Annotated in this window: 22 protein-coding genes and 1 tRNA gene; 9 read left to right on the top strand and 14 right to left on the bottom strand. The window is 66.8% G+C overall.

Features of this window, described 5'->3' with window-relative positions:
* Nucleotides 1-54 precede the first annotated feature (54 nt).
* Both Poly30_RS11350 and ftcD read right to left on the bottom strand, forming a co-directional pair.
* Complete coding sequence (locus Poly30_RS11350; RefSeq protein WP_145197310.1) at nt 55-1,215, bottom strand: DUF6923 family protein; 1,161 nt, start codon at nt 1,213-1,215, stop codon at nt 55-57.
* A 371-nt stretch (nt 1,216-1,586) separates the two neighbouring features.
* Nucleotides 1,587-3,251, bottom strand: coding sequence for a glutamate formimidoyltransferase (ftcD, locus tag Poly30_RS11355; RefSeq protein WP_145197312.1), 1,665 nt, complete (start codon nt 3,249-3,251; stop codon nt 1,587-1,589).
* 112 nt (nt 3,252-3,363) lie between these two features.
* On the opposite strand from ftcD, the gene Poly30_RS11360 reads away from it, so the two are divergent.
* Complete coding sequence (locus Poly30_RS11360) at nt 3,364-4,461, top strand: GNAT family N-acetyltransferase (protein WP_419191260.1); 1,098 nt, start codon at nt 3,364-3,366, stop codon at nt 4,459-4,461.
* Between the two features lie 11 nt (nt 4,462-4,472).
* Nucleotides 4,473-5,531, top strand: a complete 1,059-nt coding sequence (locus tag Poly30_RS11365) for a polysaccharide deacetylase family protein (protein WP_145197316.1) — start codon at nt 4,473-4,475, stop codon at nt 5,529-5,531.
* A gap of 116 nt (nt 5,532-5,647) precedes the next feature.
* On the opposite strand, the gene Poly30_RS28375 is transcribed toward Poly30_RS11365, so the two are convergent.
* On the bottom strand, nt 5,648-5,776 hold the full coding sequence (locus Poly30_RS28375; RefSeq protein ID WP_419191261.1) for a hypothetical protein: 129 nt from the start codon (nt 5,774-5,776) through the stop codon (nt 5,648-5,650).
* A gap of 100 nt (nt 5,777-5,876) precedes the next feature.
* Here Poly30_RS28375 and Poly30_RS11370 point away from each other — a divergent pair, with 100 nt between their 5' ends.
* Entirely contained in the window at nt 5,877-6,959 is a 1,083-nt protein-coding gene (locus Poly30_RS11370; RefSeq protein WP_145197318.1) for an SGNH/GDSL hydrolase family protein, read from the top strand.
* Nucleotides 6,960-6,972: 13 nt separating this feature from the next.
* Here the strand turns inward: Poly30_RS11370 and Poly30_RS11375 are convergent, their stop codons facing one another.
* From Poly30_RS11375 to Poly30_RS28380, 6 genes are all read right to left on the bottom strand, one after another.
* The gene (locus Poly30_RS11375; protein ID WP_145197320.1) at nt 6,973-7,317 is read right to left on the bottom strand and encodes a hypothetical protein; all 345 of its coding nucleotides are present in this window, start codon (nt 7,315-7,317) and stop codon (nt 6,973-6,975) included.
* Nucleotides 7,318-7,325: 8 nt separating this feature from the next.
* The gene (locus Poly30_RS11380) at nt 7,326-8,885 is read right to left on the bottom strand and encodes an ArnT family glycosyltransferase (protein WP_145197322.1); all 1,560 of its coding nucleotides are present in this window, start codon (nt 8,883-8,885) and stop codon (nt 7,326-7,328) included.
* A gap of 269 nt (nt 8,886-9,154) precedes the next feature.
* The gene (locus Poly30_RS11385; protein ID WP_145206105.1) at nt 9,155-10,699 is read right to left on the bottom strand and encodes a DUF5989 family protein; all 1,545 of its coding nucleotides are present in this window, start codon (nt 10,697-10,699) and stop codon (nt 9,155-9,157) included.
* Between the two features lie 13 nt (nt 10,700-10,712).
* Complete coding sequence (locus tag Poly30_RS11390) at nt 10,713-12,503, bottom strand: carbamoyltransferase family protein (protein ID WP_145197324.1); 1,791 nt, start codon at nt 12,501-12,503, stop codon at nt 10,713-10,715.
* A 4-nt stretch (nt 12,504-12,507) separates the two neighbouring features.
* Nucleotides 12,508-12,720 (bottom strand): hypothetical protein, encoded by a 213-nt coding sequence (locus Poly30_RS11395; protein ID WP_145197326.1) that lies wholly within the window; start codon nt 12,718-12,720, stop codon nt 12,508-12,510.
* 188 nt (nt 12,721-12,908) lie between these two features.
* Nucleotides 12,909-13,031, bottom strand: a complete 123-nt coding sequence (locus Poly30_RS28380; RefSeq protein ID WP_419191262.1) for a hypothetical protein — start codon at nt 13,029-13,031, stop codon at nt 12,909-12,911.
* Between the two features lie 421 nt (nt 13,032-13,452).
* Between Poly30_RS28380 and Poly30_RS11400 the strand changes: the two genes are divergently transcribed.
* Nucleotides 13,453-14,574, top strand: a complete 1,122-nt coding sequence (locus Poly30_RS11400; RefSeq protein WP_419191263.1) for an alginate O-acetyltransferase AlgX-related protein — start codon at nt 13,453-13,455, stop codon at nt 14,572-14,574.
* Between the two features lie 51 nt (nt 14,575-14,625).
* Here Poly30_RS11400 and Poly30_RS11405 read toward each other — a convergent pair whose 3' ends face one another.
* From Poly30_RS11405 to Poly30_RS11425, 5 genes are all read right to left on the bottom strand, one after another.
* Nucleotides 14,626-16,170 carry a DUF5989 family protein gene (locus tag Poly30_RS11405; protein WP_145206107.1) on the bottom strand — a complete coding sequence of 515 codons (1,545 nt, stop codon included), beginning with the start codon at nt 16,168-16,170 and terminating at the stop codon, nt 14,626-14,628.
* A 13-nt stretch (nt 16,171-16,183) separates the two neighbouring features.
* Nucleotides 16,184-17,974, bottom strand: a complete 1,791-nt coding sequence (locus Poly30_RS11410) for a carbamoyltransferase family protein (protein WP_145197324.1) — start codon at nt 17,972-17,974, stop codon at nt 16,184-16,186.
* A 4-nt stretch (nt 17,975-17,978) separates the two neighbouring features.
* Nucleotides 17,979-18,191 carry a hypothetical protein gene (locus Poly30_RS11415; RefSeq protein WP_145197326.1) on the bottom strand — a complete coding sequence of 71 codons (213 nt, stop codon included), beginning with the start codon at nt 18,189-18,191 and terminating at the stop codon, nt 17,979-17,981.
* A gap of 137 nt (nt 18,192-18,328) precedes the next feature.
* Nucleotides 18,329-19,864 carry a S1C family serine protease gene (locus Poly30_RS11420; protein WP_419191264.1) on the bottom strand — a complete coding sequence of 512 codons (1,536 nt, stop codon included), beginning with the start codon at nt 19,862-19,864 and terminating at the stop codon, nt 18,329-18,331.
* 265 nt (nt 19,865-20,129) lie between these two features.
* Nucleotides 20,130-20,206 (bottom strand) — tRNA-Val (locus Poly30_RS11425).
* Between the two features lie 236 nt (nt 20,207-20,442).
* Between Poly30_RS11425 and ald the strand changes: the two genes are divergently transcribed.
* From ald to Poly30_RS11450, 5 genes are all read left to right on the top strand, one after another.
* Nucleotides 20,443-21,561 (top strand): alanine dehydrogenase, encoded by a 1,119-nt coding sequence (gene ald / locus Poly30_RS11430; RefSeq protein WP_145197332.1) that lies wholly within the window; start codon nt 20,443-20,445, stop codon nt 21,559-21,561.
* A gap of 4 nt (nt 21,562-21,565) precedes the next feature.
* Nucleotides 21,566-22,477, top strand: coding sequence for an undecaprenyl-diphosphate phosphatase (locus Poly30_RS11435; RefSeq protein ID WP_145197334.1), 912 nt, complete (start codon nt 21,566-21,568; stop codon nt 22,475-22,477).
* 52 nt (nt 22,478-22,529) lie between these two features.
* A complete protein-coding gene (locus tag Poly30_RS11440) occupies nt 22,530-24,251 on the top strand; it encodes an amidase (RefSeq protein ID WP_145197336.1) in 1,722 nt (573 codons plus the stop codon).
* Nucleotides 24,252-24,320: 69 nt separating this feature from the next.
* A complete protein-coding gene (locus tag Poly30_RS11445) occupies nt 24,321-24,869 on the top strand; it encodes a nucleotidyl transferase family protein (RefSeq protein ID WP_145197338.1) in 549 nt (182 codons plus the stop codon).
* 31 nt (nt 24,870-24,900) lie between these two features.
* The gene (locus Poly30_RS11450; RefSeq protein ID WP_145197340.1) at nt 24,901-26,022 is read left to right on the top strand and encodes a glycosyltransferase family 4 protein; all 1,122 of its coding nucleotides are present in this window, start codon (nt 24,901-24,903) and stop codon (nt 26,020-26,022) included.
* Nucleotides 26,023-26,039: the final 17 nt, after the last annotated feature.

Here is a 26,039-nt window from a genome sequence, read left to right on the forward strand (position 1 = left end):
GTTACGGTCGAGCTGACCATCGACGGAGAGGTTTCGAGTCATTGCTGCCCTCGTTTACTGCAGCGTCACCGTGAAGCCGTTCGTGAAGTTCGACGTCGGGCCGCTTGGGCTGGAGTCGCGGTACCACGCCTGGAAGCTCCACGTCTCTCCGGGTGCCGCGGCCACGAGGCCGTTGGGGGTCGGGAGCGCGGTCAAATCGAGGTCGAGTTCGACTTCACCGGCGAGGCCAGAGTTCTGGACCTGGCCCGGGCCGACGAAGCGGCCGATCGCACCACCCAGGCAAAGGTTGCCCTGGCTTCCTCCCGGATTCGCGGCGAATCCGGTGGTCCGGCTCGTGATGAAGAAGCTGAACGAGAAAACCGGAAGGTGGTCCGCCTCGAGGGTCAATGAGTTGCTGGCGACGACCACGCTGCCGGTCCCTCGAACTTGGGCGGCCGCACCCGTCGAGTTGGCCACCGCAGGGATGCAATAAGTGGTGCCGATGTCTCCCCGCTCGAAGGCGATTCCTGTGTAGGTCGGCGTCGAGAAGGTCATGGTCGCCGTCGCAGGGGAGAGCGTGATGCGATAGATGCCGCCGCCGTTGTGGACGCCCCAGAGAACGCCCGCGCCGTCGAAGTCGAGGTCATTGAACCAGGAGGAGCCCGTGTTGAGGTCCCCGAGGAACGTGGCGGCTCCTGTGGCGATGTCCACGCTGAACAGACTGTTGCCGCCGATATCCGTCACGTATCCCACGCCAGCGGTGGAGATCGCGAAGGCGGTGCCTTGATCGAGGTTCATCGCGGGCCCGACGCTCGCGATCGAAATCGCCGCGCCCGTCACCTTGTCGATGCGGAAAAGCTCGTTGTCCCGCCATCCGTACAGACCATCGTCGACCGGGTTGACGGCGACCGAGCGGAAGTTCCAATTCGAGTTGGTGTCGCCTACGACGGTTCCGGCGCCGGTGGCCGCATCGATCCGGAAGGTGCGGTCCGAAAGAGCATCGTTGTAGCCATCGATGGAATAGAGGTCTCCAGCGCCATCGATGGCGAGCCCGCCGAACAGCGCTTCATGGCCGGTGACCGGAAGCAAGTTGATGGGGGTCGCCGACACGGGATCTAGCTCGACGAGGTCGGGCATGGAGACGGGAGACGTGTCGAGGACGAAGAGGCGATCTTGCGCGTGGGCGACGCTGCCAAAGGAAGCGCCGAGGGTGACGAGGAGCCAGGTGTACTGCATGGGAGCTTTCCGGGGATGGGGAGCGAGGAGTGGGCTGTCAACATTCGCGTCAGCGTCCGCGAGAAGCAGGGATCCGATCAATCTCTGGATCCGATGAACGCCGGGAGAGCATGACCTCCAACGCCAGTGGGCCATGCCGCCGCCGATCGCGCGCGGTGCTGCCTGGAAAGTCCTACGTAAGCCGCCTCCATGTTCGCCCAGGAAGCCAAGCGGAACCGACACAAACGGACCAGGTACATCCGTTCCGGTACAAACGGACCAGGTGCATCCGTTCCGGAATGAACGGACCAGGTCCGTTCATTCCGGAACGGATGCACCTGGTCCGTTTGTGTCGGTTCGGATGCACCTGGTGCGGTGGGGCGCTGAGTTTCTTAGAGGCGCTTTCGCACCGACGTTTGCACCGCTTCGCAGCGCGTGCGGGCGTCCGCTTCCATCTTCTTGGCCTCGGAGACGTAGTGGGCCTTCGCCGCCTCGTCCTTCAGGTCCTTGGCGTTGATCGCCACGTTCAGGGCGGCTCCGCGGACGGCGGTTTCCAGGCACAGGGCTCCGACGGCGGCGTCCGAGAGCGAGGCTTCCATGCCGCGCTCGACCATCGCCTCGCAGACGTGCATCGCTTCCAGGGCCGTCGCCATGACTTGGAGCGGCACCTCGATCGCGTACTTGGTCGCCTCCTCGATCGCCGCGGCTCGGTGGGACTCGTCCGCGCGCCACGCGTCCATGATCCTGTTGAAGGCCGCGGTGTCCTCGTCCACCAGGGCCAGCAGTCGATCGTGGCAGGCCTTGCCGATCACGGCCACGTCCGAGAACTCCTTCCAGCGATCGTCCCACCCGCGCTTGTGGCTGGAAAGGTTCGCGACCATCGTTCCGAGGGCCGCGCCGAAGGCTCCCGTCGCCGCTGCGATGGAGCCGCCGCCCGGCGCAGGCGACTCGGAGGCTGTTTCGTGAACCAGGGCCTCCAGGGACATGTCGATCAGGCGCTTTTGACCCGACGCCTGGATCGCGTACTCGATCACTCGCGTCTTCGGGTCGAAGGGGGTGAGCTCGTCGAGGCCCAGCGTCCGGACCGCGATCTTGATCAGCTCGGCGTCGCTCACGCCGAGAGAGCGCTCCTGCTTCGCCAGGTAGTGACGGCCCGCGTCGAGCAGGACCTTCAGCGGCACGAGGCCCACGATCTCCGATCCGGTGACGCGGATCCCGCGCACGGCCGCGCGCTCCACGCACGCGTCGAAGGCCACGTGGACCGGGGTGACGGAGAGGTCGGTGAGGTTCATCGAGATCTGCGCGATCCCGTACTCCTCGATGAACCAGCCGATGCCCTTGCAGGCTCTCAGCATGCCCGGCGTCCAGACCTCCTGCCCTTTCTCATCGAGGACGACCTTGCCGGTGACGGGGTCGGGCTCGCGCTTGACCCGACCCTTCTCGCGCACGTCGTAGGCGATCGCGTTGGCGCGGCGGCTGGAGGTCGTGTTCAGGTTCACGTTGTAAGCGACCAGGAAGTCGCGGGCTCCGACGGCCGTGGCGCCCGTGCGGGGCTGGAACTTCGCGGGGCCGAAGTCAGGCTTCCACTCGTCCGTTCCGATGCGGGCGGCGAGGCCCTCGTACTCGCCCGCGCGGACCACGGCGAGATTCTTGCGGTTCGGCTTCAGCGCGGCGCTCTCGTAGCAGTAGATCGACAGGCCGACCTCCTCGCCGAGGCGCTTCGCCAGGGCGCGCGCATGGACGACCGTCTCCTCCATCGTGATCCCGGAGATCGGCACGAGCGGGCACACGTCCATGCCGCCGAAGCGCGGGTGCTCGCCGCTGTGCTTCGACATATCGATGCGCTCCGCGCCCACCCGCGCGGCCTGGACGGCCGCCTCGATCACGGGGCCCGGCTCGCCCACGAAGGTGAAGACGGTCCGGTTCGTCGCCTTGCCCGGATCCACGTCCAGGAGCGTCACTCCGTCCACCGCGCGCACGGCGGCGGCGATGGCGTCCAGGACGCTCTGATCACGGCCTTCGGAGAAGTTGGGTACGCATTCGATGAGCTGAGCCATGGGGGAGAAATCGGTCCGGGGTTCGGAAATCGGGTCGCAGGGAAAAGGGAGTCACCGGGTTGGCGGACTTGGCCCGGGAGGTTCTACCAGAAGGTGGCTACCATGCGGGCCCATGACCGAGCCCTCCGATGCATCAGCCGCCCGCGCCGCCAGCGGGGACGCCGACCTCGCCGCCCAGGCGGCGCTCTTCGATCGCTCCTTCGACCGCAAGGACGGGGAGACCGTCCTACCCTGGCGTTACCGAAACGGGCCCCACGGGGAAGCGCTGACGACCGTCGTCGAAGGCGGCGAGAGCGGGCTGGCGGCGAGCTACGCCTGCGGCCCACGGACCGTCCTTCAGCGCGGCGCGAACCCCGTCACCGTGGGCCAGACCGGCGACGTCATGACCGACTCCGCGTTCCGGGGCAAGGGGCTCTTCTCGAAACTCGACGCCGAAACGCTGAAGCTCGCGAAGGAAGCGGGCTGGCCCTGCGTCTTCGGACTGCCCAACCGCGCCTCCGCGGACATCTTCACCCAGAAGCTGGGCTGGGACGCCGTGGGGGAGATCCGCCCGTGGACCTTCGTGCTGGTTTCCGACGCAGGCGCACGCGAGGAGCGCATGAAGGTCAGCCGCGCGGCGGCCAGCGCCGTCCCGTGGGTCGCGTGGCGCGGCACCATGGCCCGGGGCCGCCTGCGCAAGGCGTTCTTCGGCAAGATCAACGTCGTTCCGATCGCGCGCTTCAAGCCCGAAGCCGACGACGTCCAGGCAGAGGTCGCGAAGAACTTCCCGTGGTTCGTCCAGCGCGACCACGCCTTCCTCAACTGGCGCTTCGTCGACGCACCGTCGGGCCGCTTCCGCGCCCACGGCGTCTACGAACCCGGCGGCAAGATGCAGGGCTGGTGCGTCGTGCAGCTGCCCGAACGCGGCGAGACCGCCGGGTATATCGCGGATATCACCGCAGTCGACGACGTCGCCTTCGCGGGCGCCCTCGAGGCGGGCCTCGGCCACCTCCGGAAGGCCGGCGCGTCCGTCGCGCGGGCCCACGCGATCGTGGGCTCCAGCTGGGAGCGCCAGCTCAAGGGCTCGGGCTTCCGTCCCTCCAAACCAGAAGACGTGCGCCCCATCATCCTGCACACGCTCGACCCGTCTCACCCGGTCGTGGCCGCCGCGAAGAACCCGAGTTCGTGGTTCTTCACCGACGCGGACCGCGACGCCGAGCTCATCGGCTAGGAGCCCGGGCGTTGTCGATCAAGCACAGGCTCAAGGGCGCCGCGCGCGAGGTCTTCGCCCGCATCATCTGGCACACGGGACTCCATCGCGCGTTCGACGCGATGGGGGAGCCGCGGATGCTCATCCTGTACGGACACTGCGTGGATCAACCGGCGACCAACGCGGCCCTCGGCGCGGACATGAAGATCACGGCGGGCCGGCTGGAGTCGATCCTTCGAGCGCTCGGAAGGCGCTACGACATGGTCACCGTCGGGGAGGGCGCGACGCGGCTCTCGGACGGCGCGACCCGCTCGATGGTCGCCCTCACCATGGACGACGGCTACCGAGACAATCTGCATGATCTCGTGCCGCTGCTCCAGCGCACAGGTGCACGCTGCACCGTGTTCCTGGAGGGCGGCGCGGTCGCGGAGCGGCGGCTGCCCTGGCTGCATGCGCTGGGCTGGCTCCAGGCGAAGCTCGGCGTGGCGGAACTCGGCCACAAGCTCGCAGAGCGGCTCCCCGATCACGCGGACGCGCTGCGCGCCGTCGAAGGGAGCGAGAATCGCCAGAAGCGGATCCTGAAGTACGACGTCGATCCAGCGGCGCGGGCGCGCGCCCTCGACGAGCTCGTGCTGGAGTCCGGCGGTCATCCGCGCGAGATCGTGGACGCGCTCTATCTCAGCGAGGACGAAGCGCGCGCTCTGCACGCGGCCGCGCCGATCGAGATCGGCGGCCATACCGTGAACCATCCGGTGCTGTCCTGCCTCGCGGAGGCTGATCAGCTGGCCGAGATCGCCGGCGGGCGGGCGGCTCTCGAGGAACTCCTCGGGGAGCCGGGCGCGGGCGGTGTGACGTTCGCCTACCCGTACGGCCGCCGCTGGGACTTCGATGACGCGAGCGCGCGGAGCGTTCAGGCGGCGGGCTACCGCCAAGCCGTCACGACCCACTCAGGGGTGAACCGCGCCGGAACGGATCCTTATCGGCTGCGACGCTGGCCGATCCACGATCGGACACGGCTGCATCTCGTCGGGACCGAGGCCTGCGGAGCCTTCGACTGGCTGCGCCGTCTCGGAATCGACCTCGTCGAGTGACGCCCGGGAGCGCGATCCAGGCTGGCGGCCCTTCGTCGTGCGCAGATCAGTAGGTGCGGATCAGTCGGTGCGGATCAGTAGGTGCGGATCAGTAGGTGCGGATCAGTAGGTGCGGATCAGTAGGTCTTGTACCCGCCGTCCGGGATGGTCGCTCCGTCCCCTGCCAGGTACAGGTAAGCGGCCACAGCGGCGAACAGCACGATCGGAGCGAGGACCCAGGCCCAGTTTTCTTTGAGGAACTGCATGGTGCCCCAAGCATAGCCCAAGATCGACCCCGCGGCGCGTCGAGTCCCCGGGAGAAGAGCTTCTCTACGAGTGCCTTGTCCCAGGTAGAATTCGGGCAGCATGCGCAAATTCCTCCTGCGACTCAGCATCTTCCTCGGCGTCCTCCTGGCTCTCTTCGTGGGCACGGAGGTGTACTTCCGTTTCCAGGGCTACGGCGCGCTTCCGTCGGTCTGGTTCGACCCCGAAGTCGGCACGCGCTTCCACCCGAATCAAACGCGAGACATCTACGCGGCGGGCAACGTGTACATGCACCCGGCGAAGATCAATAGCATGGGTCTTCGCGGCCACGAAGCGCGCCCCGAGGCCGACGGAGACGCCGGGCTGCGGATCGTATGCCTCGGTGACTCCTTCACCTTCGGCTGGGGTGTGGTCGACGACGAGACGTTCCCGGTCCTGGTCGAGAAGGAGCTGGACGCCGCGCTCGAGAAACCCGTCGACGTCATCAACTGTGGCCTGCCTGGCTACAACACGTACCAGGAGAAGCAGCTCTACAACAAGCTGATGGCGCCGCTGAAGCCGGACTACGTCGTCGTCGCCTGGTACCTGAACGACCTCGACCCGATGAGCTACGGCACGACGGGAACGCTCGCTCCGCTGGATCACCCGCTCGCGGGCACGGCGCTCCTCGACTACTGGTCGCGGAACCTGCGCTACAAGGTCATCGGTCTGCCCAAGTTCGAGTTCAAGGGATTCGACCAGGCGGCCGCGATGGAGATGAAGAAGGTGTACGACGCCCATCAATTCCAGATCTGGCACGACGCCGGCTCCGAGGTCGCGCGCCCGTTCGTCGAGCGCAACCTCTCGGATCTGACCGTGCTCCTCGATGCGATCGAGGCGGGCGGCGCAACGCCCATCATGGTCGTCTTCCCGACGGTGGGGCAGATGGACGACCTCAAGAAGGCGCGCGCAGAGATGTCGCCCGAGGAGTACGCGGCTGCGCGTGCCATTCGGACTCGTGCGCTGACGGACGTGGCGGAACACGCCAGGGCGCGCGGGGTTCTCACCGTCGAACTCCTGGACGCCTACATGGACAGCGAAGTTCGACCCTATGGTGACGTAGACCTGACGCACCCGAGCGCCACGGGCCAGCGGATCGCGGCGGACGCGGTCCTCGCGGCGCTCAAGGAAGCGGGCGCTTACTGACGCGCTCCTCGCACTACTTCTTCCAGGCCCGGCGGTCGGACTTCAGCATATCGCCGTGCATGTCGGCCATGAACTGGGGGAGTTCCTTCGGGGACGCCTTCATGAACGCCTCGAATTCCTTGAACGCACGATCCTCCCAGTAGCCGCGGCGGATCAGGGCGTTCATCGCGCGCACTCGATCGAACGGGTCGGCCGCCGTTCGCGAGGTGATGACGAGGTCTTCCTCCGTCGGGATGCTCAGGTAGCCAGCGGTTCCGAGGGCGACGATGGCCATGAGGAGACCCGCGGCCCACCGGCGTTCTCGGCGCAGGACGGCCTCCGGGATGGGGCCCACGGGGAGAACTTCGTCAGGTTCCATGGCTGGCCTCACGACTTCCAGAGCACGGCAAGGGCCATCTGGATCGGTCCGATGGACGGGATCCACGAAAGGATGATGAGAACGGTGAGCGTCGATAGAAGAATCTTGCGGTGCCGCGGCGGCTTCTCGCGCTGGCCCGCGAGGTAGAGCGCGCCCAGCACGATGAAGAGCGGCATCACCGGCACACGATAGCGGGTCATGCCGCTGATGGCGGCAACCGACACGGTGCAGACCGTGAGCGTCGCGGCGAGCGACCGAAGCGGCCCCGCGTCGCGCGCGTGGGTCCAGCCCCAGAGCCCGAGCAGGACGACCGCGGGGACCATCAGCACCGCGAGAACGGCGAAGAGAGTCTTCACCAAAGCACTATTCAGCGGCTCGCCGATACCGTCCGTGATGCGCAGCGAGCGCAGGATGAACGAAAGTGGAGACATCATGTCCACGAACTCGACGATCCGGCTCCGCAGGAAGAAGCCGGGGTTTGCCTTCGCGAAATCCAGTCCATCGGAAATATTGAGCTCGCTGGCGTCCGCCACGTTCGAGACCGCCCGCGGCGACCAAGGAGCCGGCTCGGGACCCCGGATCTTATCCCGGAGCGTGCCGGGTGCGTCGAGGACGTTGTCCCCTAGATCGGCGATGTCGTAGTTGATGTCGTAGGCGTTCCAGCCGACGACGGAGCTTCCCTGGGACGAGGTTGCGATCGGTACGAAGCGGTCGAAGTGCCACGCGTTCCGGATCGTCCACGGCATGACCGTGAGCAGCGCGGTGAGGCCGAAAAGCAGCGCCGGGGCGATGGCCAGCGGACCCTTTCCGTGGGCCCAGGCCTTGAATCGAGCGTTCCCCACCCGCTTTTCGGTCTCGTGGCCCCGCAGAGCGAAGGCGACCCAGACCATGCAAGGGAAGACGAAGATGAGCGTGCTCTCCCGGGTGAGTGCCGCCAGACCGAGCAAGCAGCCCGCGAGCGGCCCGCGCCAGGCGGGTGCCGCGATCCGTCCCTCCCTGGCGTAGCGCAGAAGCTGGTAGACCGAAGGGAGGAAGAAGCAGAGGAACAGCGACTCGGAGTACATGAGCGCTGCGAAGCCGGCGAGCGGCAGGTACAGCGCAAACATCCAGGCCGCGATGAGACCGGCGCGCCTACCCCCGAACATGTCGGCGATCAACGCGGTCCACACCCCGGCCCATACGGCCATGAACACCTGGACGATCCTCAGGGCATCGGCCGCGCCGTCCCCGAAGAGCCCCGAGAAATAGCTGATGAGCTTCGGGTAGAGCGGAGCCCACATCCCGGTGTAGGCGCCGAACTCCGACCAGCCCCAGCCGAGGCGCAGGTAGGCAGCCTCGTCGCCACGGCCGAGGGTCCCGATGAAAGCGACGACCAGGGCCAGGCGCAGCACGGCCCCGATGCCGAGCGGAAGGATGAGATCCGTCAGTCGGAGCGGTCGCGACCCGTCCGAAGGCGACAGCGAGCGCCGGTCGAGCTCCAATCGGCCAGGAGCATCGCCCCCGCAGTGGCCGAGAATGCGGCCACCCGTCGCGTCAGGCGTTCTGGCGTGGGGAGGATGTGAAGTCACGGATTCGAAAAGGAGAGGGTGTCCCCGTCAGATCTCCCGGCGTCAGGTGAACCAGGGTCAGGGTACCCAGGGAAGAATTCGGGCAAAAGGCACGGTTCGGAACCCAGGAGTCCCGGACCAGCACTGCGTACCGCATCCTGGGTTTCACGACTTCCAACCCTATGCCCAGGGGGGCAACGGGCCCCTGGGAGGCCTCGCCACAGACCTTGCTATCGGCTGTGCGTCACGCCCATTAGCCCGGAAAATGATTCCGGGCGTCTCAACCGTGCCTAAAAAAGCGTGTAGATGAAGGGCGCGATCAGGGGGGAGCTGGCGGCGACCACCAGGAGGCTTCCCACCGTGAGCAGCACGGTCAGGAGCGGCATCAGGTACCAGTGGCCCCGGAGCGTGAACGCCTTCATCAGCTCGGCGATCGTGCCGACCCGGTCCCCGAGCTTGTAGAGCACGAAGGTCAGGATCGCGATCACGAGCCCGATGAGCAGGAGCTGCCCATAGAAGGGCGGCACGATCGCGATCAGCTTCGTGACGCCGATCGCGGTCGCGAAGACGACGCCCAGGAGACCCGCGACCTTGAGGTAGCCGAGGCCGGTGCTCTCGTCCTTGTAGGTCTGCGTGTAGAGCGTCCCGAGGGCGGCCCAGAGGCCCAGGAACCAGAAGGGCCACTTCGGCATCTTGCCCGGCGCCGCCGGGGGCGGGCTCGAGCCGTCGAGCTGGGCCAGGTGGATCGGGGCCGCGCTCGCGCCGGCGGGTGGAACGAGGCCCGCGGTCTCCAGGTCCGTCTTCAGCGTCTCCGCCAGGATCAGGTTCCCCTGCGCGTTCAGGTGGAAGTCGCGGCCGTAGTAGGGGGTCCAGCCGCTCGCGGCAGCGGCCTTGAGCGGCTCCAGCGGAAGCGACGTCTTGGCCCCGGCCGCCTTCGCGGCGTCCACGAAGAGCTGGTAGGGACGCGCCGGGTCGGTGCCCGCGGGAAGCGTCTCGGGTGCCACCACGGCCTCGCGGCTCGGGATGGGACAGACCACGAACTCGGCGCCGAGCGCGCGGCTCGCGTCCGCCATCTTCTTCACGAGGAGGCGTGTACGCTCCTCGGCGATCTTCGTCGGCTCCGGCGGGGCGGTCAGGCGGGAGGTCTGCTCCACCGTCATCGAGCCCGCGTCCCCGACCTTCATCCGCGGCATCTTCTCCGACTTGCGGAGCAGGTTGCCGACCGCGGTCGAGCCGAACCAGCCGCGCGGCTCGCGCACCGGCAGCTCGCCGCTCACGAGGTTCCCGCTCTCGTCGAAGAGCGGCTTGCCCTCCCCGAGATACGTCGCCTGCGCGTTCCACCAGATGTCGTTCTCGTAGGGGAACAGCGCCACGACGTCCGGGTCGAACTTCGCGCCGTGCTCGCCGAGCCAGACGAGCGCCTGGTCCGTCGAGTACGCCTGGGTGCCCGCGTTGATGATCTCGACCTGGCGGCCTTCCCTCTGCCAGGCCTTCTCCAGCAGGTCCACGAAGAGGTCCTCGCGCTCGACCGTGTAGCCGAGCGTGAACGAGTCGCCGAGGAAGAGCATCCGCGTGGTGCCCTCGGGCTTCGCGGGGATCTCGGTCGAGGAGAAGTCATCCCGCAGACCGAGCGCGTCGGTCACGATCGTGACGTCGTACTCGCCGCTCTCGCGGTGGATCTTGGAGTTCGCCTGCTTTCGCCAGCCGAGGGCCGGGTCGAACTCGGTGTTGATGGCGGGCGGCGCGAAGCCGAGGAGGCGCAGACCGAGTTCGGCCACGCCGAAGGCGAGGCCGAAGCTCACGAGGAGCGCCAGGAGGACGTTGATAGCTTTCATCGGTAGAGCCTCCCTAAGAAACCATCTGGGTGACGGAGTCGCCTTCGTGGCGGAGGTGGAAGACCGTATCGGCGATCTTCTTCTTCGCGTCGGCGTCGACGATGTAGTTGTTCATGAACAGGTAGTCCATGCCCGACAGCGAGAAGGTGTTGAACGCGTGGGCGGGCGACTCGACGATCGGCTCGCCCTTGAGGTTGAACGACGTGTTCATGATCACGGGGACGCCGGTGAGTTCACCGAAGCGCTCGATGATCCTGTGGTACGCGGGGTTCGTCTGCTTGTAGACCGTTTGAAGTCGGCCGGAGCCGTCCTCGTGGGTGATCGCGGGGAGGTCGGAGCGCTTCTCCATGCGGACGGGCGCGACGTAGAGCATGAAGCGCGCGGGCCAGTGGCGCTGGGGCTCGGGGATCTCGAAGAACTCGTCGGCGCGCTCCTCGGTGACGGAGGGCGCGAACGGGCGGAAGGCCTCGCGGAACTTGATCTTCTCGTTCAGCTTCTCCTTCATCTCCATGCGGCGCGGGTCCGCGATGATCGAGCGGCTGCCCAGGGCGCGCGGGCCCCATTCGAAGCGTCCGCGCATCCAGCCGCAGACCTGGCCGTCCTGGAGCGCCCTGGCGACGAAGTCGAAGAACTCCTCGTCGTCGTCGATCTTCTTGTAGGCGATGTCGTTCTTCTCCAGGAAGTCCTGGATCTGCTGATCGGTGTGCTCGGAGCCGAGGTAGGCGTGCTGGAGGGCCGGGCCGCGGGGCTGGTCGAGCAGGTGGTTGTAGGCCCAGTAGGCCGCTCCGGCGGCGCAGCCGTCATCGCCGGGCGCGGGGTGGATGTAGACGTCCTTGAAGGGACCGTTCCGCATCAGCTTGTAGTTGGCGACGGAGTTCAGCGCGACGCCGCCCGCGAGGCACAGGTTGTCCATGCCGGTGATCTCCTTGAGGTGGTGAACCATCTTGAGGAGGATCTCTTCGGTGACGCGCTGGATGCTCGCCGCCATATCGCAGTAGTAGGGATCGAGGGACTTGTCGCCGTCCTTCGGGTCGCGGCGCGGCTTGCCGAAGTGCTTCTCGAAGGCCTCGGAGAGCGTGTCGTTGGTGGAGTGGTGGTACTGGAAGTACTCCATGTCGTGCCAGAGCGACCCGTCCTCTCCGACGTGGAGGAGCTTGTAGATCTCGTCGACGAAGCGCGGCTCACCGTAGGGGTGCATGCCCATCAGCTTGTACTCGCCCTCGTTGATCTCGAAGCCGCAGTAGGCGGTGAAGGCGGAGTAGAGGAGCCCCAGGGAGTGGGGGAAGCGCATCTCCTTGATGACCTCGATCTTGTTCCCGCGGCCGATGGCCATGGTCGAGGTGGTCCACTCGCCGGCGCCGTCGACGGTGAGGATCGCGGACTCCTCGAAGGGCGAGGTGAAGAAGCTGCTGGCGGCGTGGCTGACGTGGTGGTCGGCGAAGAGGAACTTCGAGCGCGGCAGGTCGAGGCGCTTGGCCATCATCGACTTGATCCAGAGCTTGTCGCTGATCCAGCGCTGCATGGACTCGCGGAAGACGTTGGCGCTCTTCGGGAAGGTCGCCATCGCGGTGATGAGCATGCGCTCGAACTTGATGAAGGGCTTCTCGTAGAAGACGACGTGGTCGACGTCGTGGATCGAGATGCCGCCCTGCTTGAGGCAGAAGTCGATGGCGAGTTCGGGGAAGCCGGAGTCGTGCTTCTTGCGGCTGAAGCGCTCCTCGGCGGCGGCGGCCACGAGGACGCCGTCCTTCACGAGGGCGACGGAAGAGTCGTGGTAGTAGAACGAGAGGCCGAGAACGTTCATGGAATCAGTCCTGACGCCTCGCAGCGCTCATGGTGTCGTTCTTGCCCTGCCAGGGCGTCCAGTTGCTTCCGTTGGCGGGCCGCTTGAGGTGCAGCGGATCGGCGAAGCGCTGGTAGACGAGCGCGACGGGGCCGAGCACCACGTAGTAGAGAACCGTGAGCAGCAGGCGAGAAAGCATGCTGCCGAAGCGCTCGGTGAACTGGATCAGAGACTGCATGGCAGGGGGGGAAGAGGGGGGAATGGGGCGCAGAAGTATACGTGGCTGCCCGCGAGGAGGCCTCGTCGCACGGCGCCTTTTGTCGATAGCGCGACCCTGGATCAGCCAGTAGCGCGACCCTGAAGTGGATCGTCCGTCGCTGATCCCAGGATCGTGCTGCCTTTCCCCTTCAGCGGGCTTCTATCTGCTCAAACCGGATAGACGAACTCGGACCCTGGGTCGTCCGTCAGCTTGTAGACAAGAACAGCAGCGATAATGACGAATAGAATCGGGATCACGATCCAGAGCCAGTTCTTGCGAAGGAAGTCCATGCTCCGAATCTACCATCGAGTGCGGAAGAACGGCGGTCGAGCCCATGAAGCAACGGCGGGAGATTGCGCCTCGCTCTGGAATCTCAGGGGGCTTCTCATCCCGATAGAAGACGCCTCTCCGGGCCTCGTACGGGCTCGTCAGGTGGGGGGCCCTCGATAGGGTTTTACCGCGAGCCTTCGTCAGTGATTCGATGATAGCATCCGGAGCCCGCACTCTGCGGCACGGACTCCCTGGCTGGTCGCCGGGGGGGGCGGTGCCCAGGGGCCGTTTCGCTCGCTCTCGCTCCTGCCGCCCATGAAGAAGATCGTTATTGCTGCCGTCGTTACATTGCTTTCTACCGGGGTCGCCTTCGTCGTGGTGACCGAGTTGCGAGAAAGGAGAGGCTCGAGGTCCGTCAGGTCCGTCGACACGACGAGCACCATGCAGCAGAGTCTTGACGCCTCGCGTCGCCAGGGAGGGCAGGCGGGCAGCGGGTCCGTCGCGGCTGTCGATGGACTTCCTGCGCTCGTGAATCTTCAGCCGATCGATGCCAAGACCCTTGCGGCGTTCTACCCAGGGGTCGAGGACAGCCGCTATCGAGCCGACGATCTGTGTTACGTCACCTACCGGCCGAGCCAGGGGTGGAGACGACCGTTCGAAGAACATCCGGATGGGAAGATCACCATCAAGGTGAATGGCGCCGGTCTGCGCGAACCGGAGGAAGTTCGCGAGGGCCACCCCGTCGCTCGACTTCTCGTGACGGGCGACTCCCACCTCTCAGGTGTCGTACCCCACGACGAGAACCTCGTTCACCTCATCGAGACGCTGATCGAGGCGGACGAGCCGGGCAGGGATATCGAGTCCCTCAATGCGGGGATCGGGGGCTACAACGTCTACAACTACCTTGGCGTGCTGGAACACTTTGCCTACTTGCAGCCCGAGGTCTTTCTGGTGGTCGTCTACGGAGGTAACGACTTCTACGACACGGTTCGCTTGGAGCGCTATTTTGCGGGGCGAGGTCGGTTTCGAACCTCGTCGTTGCCCAACGGTGAGCGCCTCGATGCATGGAAGCGGTCAGGCACGGTTCGGGGTCAGGAGACGAATCAGACGCGCTACCTGATCGATAACCCGGAGGATGCATCGATCGCTGCCACCACTTCCGCCGCCATCCTGGCGGAGATTGCCGAACGATGCGAGCTGAGAGGGATCGTGCCGCTGTTCGCCTACCTGCCCCCGGCTCTGGCGGTGCAGGCGGACCGTTTTCCTGATGAGATGAAAGCCACGACCGTGGCGCTCGGCGTGACGGAAGAAGACGTGTGCGTCAGCGACGCCATCGCCGACGAGATGATCGAGTGCCTGACGGCCTCAGGTCTCGGGGTGATCGATCTACGGGAGGCGTTTCGTGCTTCGGAGGATCTGCTCTACTGGAAGTCAGACTTCCACATCAACACGGCAGGTCATCGCCTGGCCGCCGAGGTGCTCGCGCCCCACGTGGAAGCTGCGTTGGCGAAGGCACCGGCCGACCGGAGCCACGTCCAGCCAGCCGCACCCCACTCGCGCTGAAAAGACCTACTGCCCCTAAAAGAGCGTGCACCCCTAGAAAAGCGTGTACCCCTAAAAGAGCGTATAGATGAACGGCGCGATCAGGGGGGAGCTGGCGGCGACCACGAGGAGGCTTCCCACCGTGAGCAGCACGGTCAGGAGTGGCATCAGGTACCAGTGGCCCCGCAGGGTGAACGCCTTCATCAGCTCGGCGATGGTCCCGACCCGGTCCCCGAGCTTGTAGAGCACGAAGGTCAGGATCACGATCACCAGGCCGATCAGCAGGAGCTGCCCGTAGAACGGCGGCAGGATCGAGATCAGCTTCGTGACGCCGATGGCGGTGGCGAAGACCACGCCCAGGAGTCCCGCGACCTTGAGGTAGCCGAGCCCCGTGTTCTCGTCCTTGTACGTCTGCGTGTAAAGCGTCCCGAGGGCCAGCCAGAGGCCGAGGAACCAGAAGGGCCATTTCGGCATCTTGCTCGGAGCCGCCGGGGGCGGGGTCGAGCCATCCAGCCGGGCCAGGTGGATCGTAGCCGCGTCCGCGCCCGCCGCGGGAACGAGGCCCGCGGCCTCCAGGTTCGACTTCAGCGTCTCCGCCAGGATCAGGTTGCCCTGGGGGTTCAGGTGGAAGTCTCGGCCGTAGTAGGGGGTCCAGCCGTTCCCGGCCGCAGCTTGGAGGGGCTCGAGGGGAAGCGCCGTCCTGGATCCGGCCGCCTTCGCGGCGTCCACGAAGAGCTGGTAGGGACGCGCCGGGTCGGTGCCCGCGGGAAGCGTCTCGGGTGCCACCACGGCCTCGCGGCTCGGGATGGGACAGACCACGAACTCGGCGCCGAGCGCGCGGCTCGCGTCCGCCATCTTCTTCACGAGGAGGCGTGTACGCTCCTCGGCGATCTTCGTCGGCTCCGGCGGGGCGGTCAGGCGGGAGGTCTGCTCCACCGTCATCGAGCCCGCGTCCCCGACCTTCATCCGCGGCATCTTCTCCGACCTGCGGAGCAGGTTGCCGACCGCGGTCGAGCCGAACCAGCCGCGCGGCTCGCGCACCGGCAGCTCGCCGCTCACGAGGTTCCCGCTCTCGTCGAAGAGCGGCTTGCCTTCCCCGAGATACGTCGCCTGAGCGTTCCACCAGATGTCGTTCTCGTAGGGGAACAGCGCCACGACGTCCGGGTCGAACTTCGCGCCGTGCTCGCCGAGCCAGACGAGCGCCTGGTCCGTCGAGTACGCCTGGGTGCCCGCGTTGATGATCTCGACCTGGCGGCCTTCCCTCTGCCAGGCCTTCTCCAGCAGGTCCACGAAGAGGTCCTCGCGCTCGACCGTGTAGCCGAGCGTGAACGAGTCGCCGAGGAAGAGCATCCGCGTCGTGCCCTCGGGCTTCGCGGGGATCTCGGTCGAGGAGAAGTCATCCCGCAGACCGAGCGCGTCGGTCACGATCGTGACGTCGTACTCGCCGCTCTCGCGGTGGATCTTGGAGTTCGCCTGCTTGCGCCAGCCGAGGGCCGGGTCGAACTCGGTGTTGATGGCGGGCGGCGCGAAGCCGAGGAGGCGCAGACCGAGTTCGGCCACGCCGAAGGCGAGGCCGAAGCTCACGAGGAGCGCCAGGAGGACGTTGATAGCTTTCATCGGTAGAGCCTCCCTAAGAAACCATCTGGGTGACGGAGTCGCCTTCGTGGCGGAGGTGGAAGACCGTATCGGCGATCTTCTTCTTCGCGTCGGCGTCGACGATGTAGTTGTTCATGAACAGGTAGTCCATGCCCGACAGCGAGAAGGTGTTGAACGCGTGGGCGGGCGACTCGACGATCGGCTCGCCCTTGAGGTTGAACGACGTGTTCATGATCACGGGGACGCCGGTGAGTTCACCGAAGCGCTCGATGATCCTGTGGTACGCGGGGTTCGTCTGCTTGTAGACCGTTTGAAGTCGGCCGGAGCCGTCCTCGTGGGTGATCGCGGGGAGGTCGGAGCGCTTCTCCATGCGGACGGGCGCGACGTAGAGCATGAAGCGCGCGGGCCAGTGGCGCTGGGGCTCGGGGATCTCGAAGAACTCGTCGGCGCGCTCCTCGGTGACGGAGGGCGCGAACGGGCGGAAGGCCTCGCGGAACTTGATCTTCTCGTTCAGCTTCTCCTTCATCTCCATGCGGCGCGGGTCCGCGATGATCGAGCGGCTGCCCAGGGCGCGCGGGCCCCATTCGAAGCGTCCGCGCATCCAGCCGCAGACCTGGCCGTCCTGGAGCGCCCTGGCGACGAAGTCGAAGAACTCCTCGTCGTCGTCGATCTTCTTGTAGGCGATGTCGTTCTTCTCCAGGAAGTCCTGGATCTGCTGGTCGGTGTGCTCGGAGCCGAGGTAGGCGTGCTGGAGGGCCGGGCCGCGGGGCTGGTCGAGCAGGTGGTTGTAGGCCCAGTAGGCCGCTCCGGCGGCGCAGCCGTCATCGCCGGGCGCGGGGTGGATGTAGACGTCCTTGAAGGGACCGTTCCGCATCAGCTTGTAGTTGGCGACGGAGTTCAGCGCGACGCCGCCCGCGAGGCAGAGGTTGTCCATGCCGGTGATCTCCTTGAGGTGGTGCACCATCTTGAGGAGGATCTCTTCGGTGACGCGCTGGATGCTCGCCGCCATATCGCAGTAGTAGGGATCGAGGGACTTGTCGCCGTCCTTCGGGTCGCGGCGCGGCTTGCCGAAGTGCTTCTCGAAGGCCTCGGAGAGCGTGTCGTTGGTGGAGTGGTGGTACTGGAAGTACTCCATGTCGTGCCAGAGCGACCCGTCCTCTCCGACGTGGAGGAGCTTGTAGATCTCGTCGACGAAGCGCGGCTCACCGTAGGGGTGCATGCCCATCAGCTTGTACTCGCCCTCGTTGATCTCGAAGCCGCAGTAGGCGGTGAAGGCGGAGTAGAGGAGCCCCAGGGAGTGGGGGAAGCGCATCTCCTTGATGACCTCGATCTTGTTCCCGCGGCCGATGGCCATGGTCGAGGTGGTCCACTCGCCGGCGCCGTCGACGGTGAGGATCGCGGACTCCTCGAAGGGCGAGGTGAAGAAGCTGCTGGCGGCGTGGCTGACGTGGTGGTCGGCGAAGAGGAACTTCGAGCGCGGCAGGTCGAGGCGCTTGGCCATCATCGACTTGATCCAGAGCTTGTCGCTGATCCAGCGCTGCATGGACTCGCGGAAGACGTTGGCGCTCTTCGGGAAGGTCGCCATCGCGGTGATGAGCATGCGCTCGAACTTGATGAAGGGCTTCTCGTAGAAGACGACGTGGTCGACGTCGTGGATCGAGATGCCGCCCTGCTTGAGGCAGAAGTCGATGGCGAGTTCGGGGAAGCCGGAGTCGTGCTTCTTGCGGCTGAAGCGCTCCTCGGCGGCGGCGGCGACGAGGACGCCGTCCTTGACGAGGGCGACGGAGGAGTCGTGGTAGTAGAACGAGAGACCGAGAACGTTCATGGAATCAGTCCTGTCGCCTCGCAGCGCTCATGGTGTCGTTCTTGCCCTGCCAGGGCGTCCAGTTGCTTCCGTTGGCGGGCCGCTTGAGGTGCAGCGGATCGGCGAAGCGCTGGTAGACGAGCGCGACGGGGCCGAGCACCACGTAGTAGAGAACCGTGAGCAGCAGGCGAGAAAGCATGCTGCCGAAGCGCTCGGTGAACTGGATCAGAGACTGCATGGCAGGGGGGAGAGAGGGGAACGGAGAATCCGCCGGGAGTGTATCCGGCCTCGGCCCCCCGGGTCCCTCACCTCTGTCTCTTCTGTGGACACCCGCTCCCGAGGGTGTCCGCTCACCGGACGTCGCCCACGCGACCCTTATCGCACCAGAACGCCCTTCAGGAGCTCGTTGTTGGAGAAGCGAAGGTCTCCGTTCATATCTCGGTAGGCGTCGATCTCGATCTCCGTGCCCGCGGGCACGCCGTCGAGGATCGTTTTGAGCGTGGCCTTGTCCGAGAGAGCGATGGCAGGGTAGCGCTGGCGCGTCCGAGGACGAGCGGCCTGCAGCAGGTCTCCTTCCAGGACCCCGAGCTCGTCCGCGGGGCTACCCGGGAGGACGGCTTCCACCTGGAGGAACGGCTGGCGATTCTGATTGAGAAGGATCTCCTTCACCGTCAATCCCACGTCGCGGAAGAAGAAGCCGTTCAGCTCATCCCAGCCCGCGATCGGAGCCGTGAACGTCTCGCCGCCCCGCGCGAACTGGATATCCACGGGGCGGCCCACGTCGACCTGAAGGGACTGCAAGAGGTAGGACTCCGCGTCCGGGACGGCCGTGCGGTCCAGGGCGACCACCCGGTCTCCCTCGCAGAGGCCCGTTCCTTCGGCGGGCCCCATGGGCCAGACCTTGGAGACGACGAGTCCCGAGGCGTCCTCGGTGACGTCGAATCCGAGCCAGGTTCGGCGCGCGTTCGGGAACAACACGTCCTCGAGCACCTGGCGCACGCGATCCACGGGGATCGCGAATCCGATGTTCTCAGCGGAAGCGTTCATCACGGTGTTGATCCCGATCAGCTCGCCGTGGATGTTCAGCAGCGGGCCACCGGAGTTGCCGAAGTTGATGGAGGCGTCGGTCTGGATGAGGCCGCGGAAGTTCAGGTCACGGCCGGGCACCGATACGTCACGGTGGAGCCCCGAGATGATGCCCGTCGACACCGTGTAGGTCTGTCCGTGGGGGCTGCCGATCGCGACGACGCGCTCGCCAGGCATGAGATCGGCGCTCGTTCCCATGCGAACGGTGGGAAAGAGGGTGGGCCCCTTCGCGTCGGTCATCCCCGCGTCTGGGTTGCCCCCGTCGGAGCGGTCTGCGCCGGCGCGGTCCGAGGCGGCGCGGAGCCCCCCGCGGGCGCGGCGGCGAAGGGGACGAGAGCCCTCGTCCTGGTCCGGCAGCTGGATCTTCAGGAGCGCGAGGTCTTCCTCGCGGACGAAGCTGATTCGTTCGGCAGGGTAGCTCTCGGGGTTGCCTTCGAACGACACGCGGATCTCTCGAGCGTTCTCCACCACGTGGTAATTGGTGATGATGAGGCCGCTCGGATGGATGACGACGCCTGAACCCGAGCCGTTCCGGGTCTCGTTCTGGAGGCCGAAGATCGTGCGGACCGGCCGGACCATCTCCGTCTCGACGTAGACCACCGAGGGGCCAACGGCCTGGGCGACCAGGGAGACAGGTGTCTCGCGGGGTAGCTTCTGGAGGGAGTCGTAGATATCGGCGCGGGCCCTTTCCTCGGGTCCGGAGGGGCCACCCGTTGCTAGTTGAGGGGCGATCTGCAGGGCGGCCGCCGGGGAGCTGGCGCCCGTGACGCTGGTGACGGCGGCGAGGGTGAGACCGCTCAAGAGGGCGGCTCCAATTCGTGGCATGGGGCTCATGGGGATGTCGTCCGGGTCGTCCAGAGGATGGCTGGCGGCGCTCTCGGGCCTCTTCCTCGGCGTGAATCCGAGTGAGTCGCGGGGCCGTGGGCGCGCTTCTGGGGGCCGTACGGCGCTCCCGTGCCTCCTGATAGGGGAAGTGCGGGCCACTTTTCCAGAGCGCGCCTCCGAGAGCCGATCCGATCACGATCAGGCGCACGAAAAAAACCGCGCGGCTCGGCCGAAGTCTCGGCGAGCCGCGCGGGTGGTGTCCAAATGGTGGACCTAACTGGATTCGAACCAGTGACCTCTACGATGTCAACGTAGCGCTCTAACCAGCTGAGCTATAGGTCCGGGGTCTCGAGCGCCACAGCGTGCCGCAGCTTCGAGGCGGGGAAGGTAGCGATGTGAGCGCGGCGGCTCAATGCTTTTTTTCGGGAGTGTGGAGTTTTCGTCGCGTCCATTTAGACTCTTCGCCCGGTTCTCCGGGCGGCGCGTCCGCCGGGAAGCCCCCGTCTGCTGTCTGCAACCCCCCCCTTCAGCGCCAAATGGCGCCCCAACGACCAGCCACTGGCTACTGGAGACTTCCTGTGAAGATCGGCGTCATCAAAGAGATCAAGAACCACGAGTACCGCGTCGCCCTCCGACCCTCGGGGGCCGAGCAGCTGATCGCTGATGGGCACCAGGTCATGGTCGAAACCGGCGCGGGCGTCGGGACCAGCCTGTCGGACGAGGAGTACCTCGCCGTCGGCTGCACGATCGGCAAGGACGCCGCCGAGGTCTGGGCCGCGGCCGACATGATCATGAAGGTGAAGGAGCCGCTCAAGTCGGAGTGGCCGCACATGAAGAAGGGGCAGACCGTCTTCACCTACTTCCACCTCGCCGCGGACAAGGAACTGACGGACGGCTGCCTCGCCACGGGCGCGCACTGCTTCGCCTACGAAACGCTGGAGCACGAAGGGCGCCTGCCGCTGCTCGAGCCCATGAGCGAGGTCGCGGGTCGTCTCTCGATCCAGGCCGGTGCGAAGTACCTGGAGAAGCCCGCGGGCGGCGTTGGCCAGCTCCTCGGCGGCGTGCCCGGCGTGGCGCCCGCGGAAGTCGTCGTGATCGGCGGTGGCGTCGTCGGCACGAACGCGGCGCGCATGGCGGCGGGCCTCGGCGCCAACGTCACGATCCTCGACGTCAACGCGGACCGCATGCGCTACCTCGACGAGATCCTGCCCGCAAACTGCACCACGCTCTTCTCGAACCCGATGAGCGTTCGTGAGAAGCTCCAGCAGGCGGACCTCGTCGTCGGCGCGATCCTGGTTCCCGGCGCGGCCGCGCCGAAGCTCATCAAGCGCGAACACCTCGCGCTGATGAAGACGGGCAGCGTCATCGCCGACGTCGCTGTCGACCAGGGCGGCTGCTGTGAGACCACGCGTCCGACCACCCACGAGAACCCGACCTTCATCGTCGACGGCGTGGTGCACTACTGCGTCGCCAACATGCCGGGCGCGGTGCCGCGCACCAGCACGTTCGCGCTCACGAACGTCACGCTGCCCTACGCGCGCACCCTGGCGCGCCTCGGTGCGAAGGACTCCATCCTCCAGAATCCGGCCCTGGCGTCGGCGGCCAACTGCGTCGGCGGCAAGCTGACGTGCCAGCCGGTCGCCCAGGCGTTCGGCATGGAGTTCATCGATCCGAAGGTCGCCGCGGAGTCCCTCTGATTCCATGGGGTTTCTCCACGCGCTCGGCGAACTGAACCTCGCACTTCCGCTGCAAGAGGCGGGAGCCGCAGCCGTGGAGGCCTCCAGCGCCTCCGCCGAGGTCGTCGAGCCCGCGTCGACGGCGGCCGTCTTCATCCTCGCGGTCGTCCAGGGCCTGACCGAGTTCCTGCCCGTGAGCAGCTCGGGGCACCTGGCGATCGGCCGAGAGGTCATGAACCTCCAGGAGGGGGGCCTCGCCCTCGACGTGGCTCTGCACGTGGGCACGCTGCTCGCGATCGTCGTCGCGTTTCGCAAGGACGTCCTCAAGCTGTTCACGGATCTCGCCAAGGGGCAGTTCGCGATGTGGATCTGGCTGATCGTCGCCACGATCCCGGTGGGGCTCGTCGGCGTACTCGGCAAGGACACGATCGAGGCCGCCGCGGGCACCGTGAGGGCGGCGGGCGTCGGGCTGTTCATCACGGCCACCGCCTTGATGGTGGGAGAGCGATTCCGGCGCAAGCACGAGGCCAACGGGGCGGCACTCGACCACTCCGAGGAGAAGGCGCCGCCCATCGGCCTCGCGCTCTTCATGGGATGCGCGCAGGCCGTGGCGATCTGGCCCGGCATCTCCCGCTCGGGGTCGACGATCTCGGCGGGTTTCGTGCGCGGACTCGGCTCGGTGGAGGCCGCGCGGCTCTCCTTCATGATGAGCTTGCCGGCGATCAGCGGGGCGGCGATCGTCGAACTCCCGCATGCGCTGGACGAGGGCTTCGGCTCGATCTCGCCGGGCATCGTTCTCGCGGCAGCAGCGGTCGCGGGCCTCGTCGGCTTCGCGGCGCTGAAGACGCTGCTCCTCGTGCTGAAGAAAGGGTCGTTCCCCTACTTTGCTGGATACTGCGCGCTGCTCGGGACCGCGGCCCTCTTGCTCGGCTCCTGAGGGCGGAAGGCAGCCACGCCCCGGGCGAGGTAGGAGCCGGTATCCTGGGCGGATGCTGATTCTTCCCCCGCTCCTGTTCGCGCTCGTGGCTCTGCCCCTTCAGGCCCAAGAGGCCCAAGAGGCCCAAGAGGCCCAAGAGGCCCAAGAGGCCGAGCCCGCGCCGAGAACGCTCGAGGTGAGCGACCTCGCCGTGGCCGGTCGAGTCATCGGGCTGGAGTTTACCGACGACGAGATCGAACTGATGCTCGACGACGTCCGCGGTCGGCTGCGTGAGTTCGACGCGCTGCGCTCGAGGGCGATCGCCAACGACGTCGCGCCCACCGGGACCTTCTCGCCGTGGATCTCGGGACTGACGCCGCGCGCGGGACAGTTCGGTCCTGCAGCGATGGAGCTCCCGACGGTCGAGCGGCCTGACGATCTCGAGGACGTGGCGTTCTGGTCCATCCCGGAGCTGGCGGCGCTCCTGCGCCAGACGAGCGTCACGTCGACCGAGTTGACGCTCATGTACCTGGCCAGGTTGAAGCGCCTCGACGAGCATCTGCACTGCGTCATCACGCTGACCGGAGAGCGCGCGCTCGAGCAGGCGGCGGCGCGCGACAAGGAGCTCGCCGACGGCCAGGACCGCGGTCTCCTGCACGGGATCCCCTGGGGAGTCAAGGACCTGATGGCGGTGGAGGGCTATCGGACCACCTGGGGCGCGAAGCCCTTCGAGAACCAGCAGATCGATCACACGGCCGAGGTGGTGGAGCGACTGGACGCGGCGGGCGCGGTGCTCATCGCCAAGCTGTCGGTCGGCGCGCTCGCCTGGGGCGACGTGTGGTTCGGCGAGAGAACGCGGAGTCCCTGGGACTTCGAGCAGGGCTCGAGCGGCTCTTCGGCGGGGTCCGCCTCGGCGACCGCGGCGGGCTGCGTCGGATTCGCGCTCGGTACGGAGACGCTTGGGTCCATCGTCTCACCTTCGGTCGTCTGCGCCACGAGCGCGCTGCGTCCGACGTTCGGGCGCGTCTCGAGGGACGGCGTCATGGCGCTCTCGTGGACGATGGACAAGGTCGGACCGATCACGCGCACCGTGGGGGACGCGGCGCTTGTCTTCGAGGCGATCCAGGGGCGGGATCCGGCGGACGACTTCTCGAGGGACGGGGCGGTGCCGGTCGCAGGTCCTCTGCCGGAGAGGGGCGGGGTCGCAGAGCCCGGGGCGAAGCTCCGCATCGGCGTGCCCGAAGGTGCGTTTCGACGGGCCGATGGTCTCGCGGAGATCCAGGCAGAGCTGGAGGCGATGGGCTTCGAGCTCGTGCCCATCGAGCTCCCGCGCTACCCCGTCCAGGCGATGCTGATCACGCTGAGCGCCGAGGCAGCCGCCGCCTTCGACGATCTCACGCGCAGCGGCGCGGACGACCAGCTCGTGCGTCAGGTGAAGAACGCCTGGCCCAATACCTTCCGGGCCGCTCGACTGATCCCGGCCGTCGAGTACCTTCAGGCCCAGCGCCTGCGTCGGCAGCTCATGCTCGATTTCGAGGCAGCGCTCGATACCGCGAACGTGATGGCTCTCGTCCATGCACCCTACGCGTCGGGTCTGCTTTCACTGACCAATCTGACCGGCCATCCGGCGGTCGTCGCACCTTTCGTACCGGCGGCTGGCCCCCGTGAGGACGGCAGCCCCCTGACGATCTCGTTCACGGGTCGTCTCGATTCGGACGAGGAGCTCATGGCCATCGTCGCCCGCTGGCAAGCGCTCCATCCGCGTCACGAGCGGCATCCCGAGCTCCCGAAGTAGGACTCATGCGCGGACTCCTATGGACACGAACAGTTGACCCCGCGCCTCCTGTCCCTCACTCTTGGCGCCATGTCCACCCTGCCACCCAATGGAGAATTCGGCGAAGCTCCGATTCTCGACTGCTCTGCCTTTGCCGCCCTGCGCGATCAGCTGGCGGGGTCCATCGTTGCGACGTCCGGCGGGTTCGATCCGATTCACCCGGGGCACGCGAGCTGCATCCTCGCCTCCAAGGACTTCGTCGAGTCGGAAACGGGCAAGCGCCCTGATCTACTGGTCGTCATCGTCAACGGCGACGGGTTCCTCCGGAACAAGAAAGGAGCGGAGTTCCAGGACCTCGCCACGCGTGCACGCCTCGTCGCCTGCATGCGCGGCGTCGACGCCGTCGTGACGTACGAGACGGCTACGGACATGTCGGTGAACGGCGCTCTCCAGGCGATCCGACCGCACTTCTTCACGAAGGGCGGGGACCGAACCGACGCTTCGAACATCGCGGAGTGGGACCTCTGCCAGGAGCTTGGCTGCGAGGTCGTGACCGGCTGCGGCCTCAGCAAGGACTGGTCGTCGTCCGACATGCTCGCGCGCTGGGGCGAACTTCTCCGCGCCGGGAAGATCAAATAGTGCGGCCGTCGCGGGAGGGCCGTTCCTTCCCATGAAGCCTCTCCTCGATTACAGGCCTGCGCTCGTCAACGGCCAGGGCATCGGTCGCTACGTCCGCGAGTTGACGCGCTCGCTCGTCGCCCTTTCCGAGGTCGACCTGGCGCTCTTCGCTCCGACCTGGGCCCGATCGGAGTTCGCGGTGGAGAGCCTGGGCATCGAGCGCGCACGGCTCTTCCGCCGGACGCTTCCGTCCAAGGCGGTGACGCGATCGCTGTCGGCGCTCGGGCTCGGCGTCGAGAGGCTGTTTCGAGGCGGGGCGGACCTCTGCCATCACACCCAGTATCGCCGGTTGCCGACGCGGCTGCCGAGCGTGGCGATGATCCACGACCTCGTGTTCCTGGACGACGAGCGCTTCATGGCGAGCGCGACGGCCTCCAGGATGTCCGAATTCGCGCGCTGGGCGGCGAGTGAGTGCGCTGCGATCACGACGCCGAGCGAGACGGTCGCCGATGAGGTGGCGTGCAGGTTGGACGTTCCGCGGGAGCGCGTCTTCGCCACGCCGCTCGGCGTGGATCACGCGCTCCCAGGGCCGCTGGTCGCGGAAGGTGCCGCGTGGGAAGCTGCAGGGGAAGCTGCGGGGACTCCGTACTTCTTCACGGCCGCGCGGATCGAGACGCGCAAGAATCTCGGCGTCGTGCTGCGGGCCTTCGAGCAACTCGATATTCCGGGGGTTCGCTGGAAGATCGCGGGGATACGCGGCGACGGAGCGGAGGTATTCGAAGAGGCTCTGCGCCGATCGCCCGCGCGGGACGCGATCGATCTCCTGGGGCATGTCAGTGAGTCCGCGCTGCGGGACCTGACGATGGGTGCGATCGCGTTCGTGCTCGTGCCACTGGACGAGGGATTCGGGCTGGCTCCGCTGGAGGCGATGGCGATGGGGACCCCCGCGGTCTCGAGCCGGGTACCCGTCGTCGAGGAGGTTTGCGGCGGCGGGGCTGTGCTCGTGAACCCGTCGGACGAAGCGGCGCTGGCGATCGAACTCCGTCGCCTGGCCGCCGAGCCCGGCGTCCGGGACGAGCGCGCTCGCCTGGGATACGAACACGCCGCTCGCTTCACGTGGTCCGTGACAGCGGAGCGAACGCTGGATGCGTACCGCTTCGCCCTTTCCCTCTGAGGGAAGCCATCGTCAGA

Origin of the sequence: Saltatorellus ferox (assembly GCA_007751475.1) — a bacterium.
In the GTDB taxonomy this organism is placed as follows: domain Bacteria; phylum Planctomycetota; class UBA1135; order UBA1135.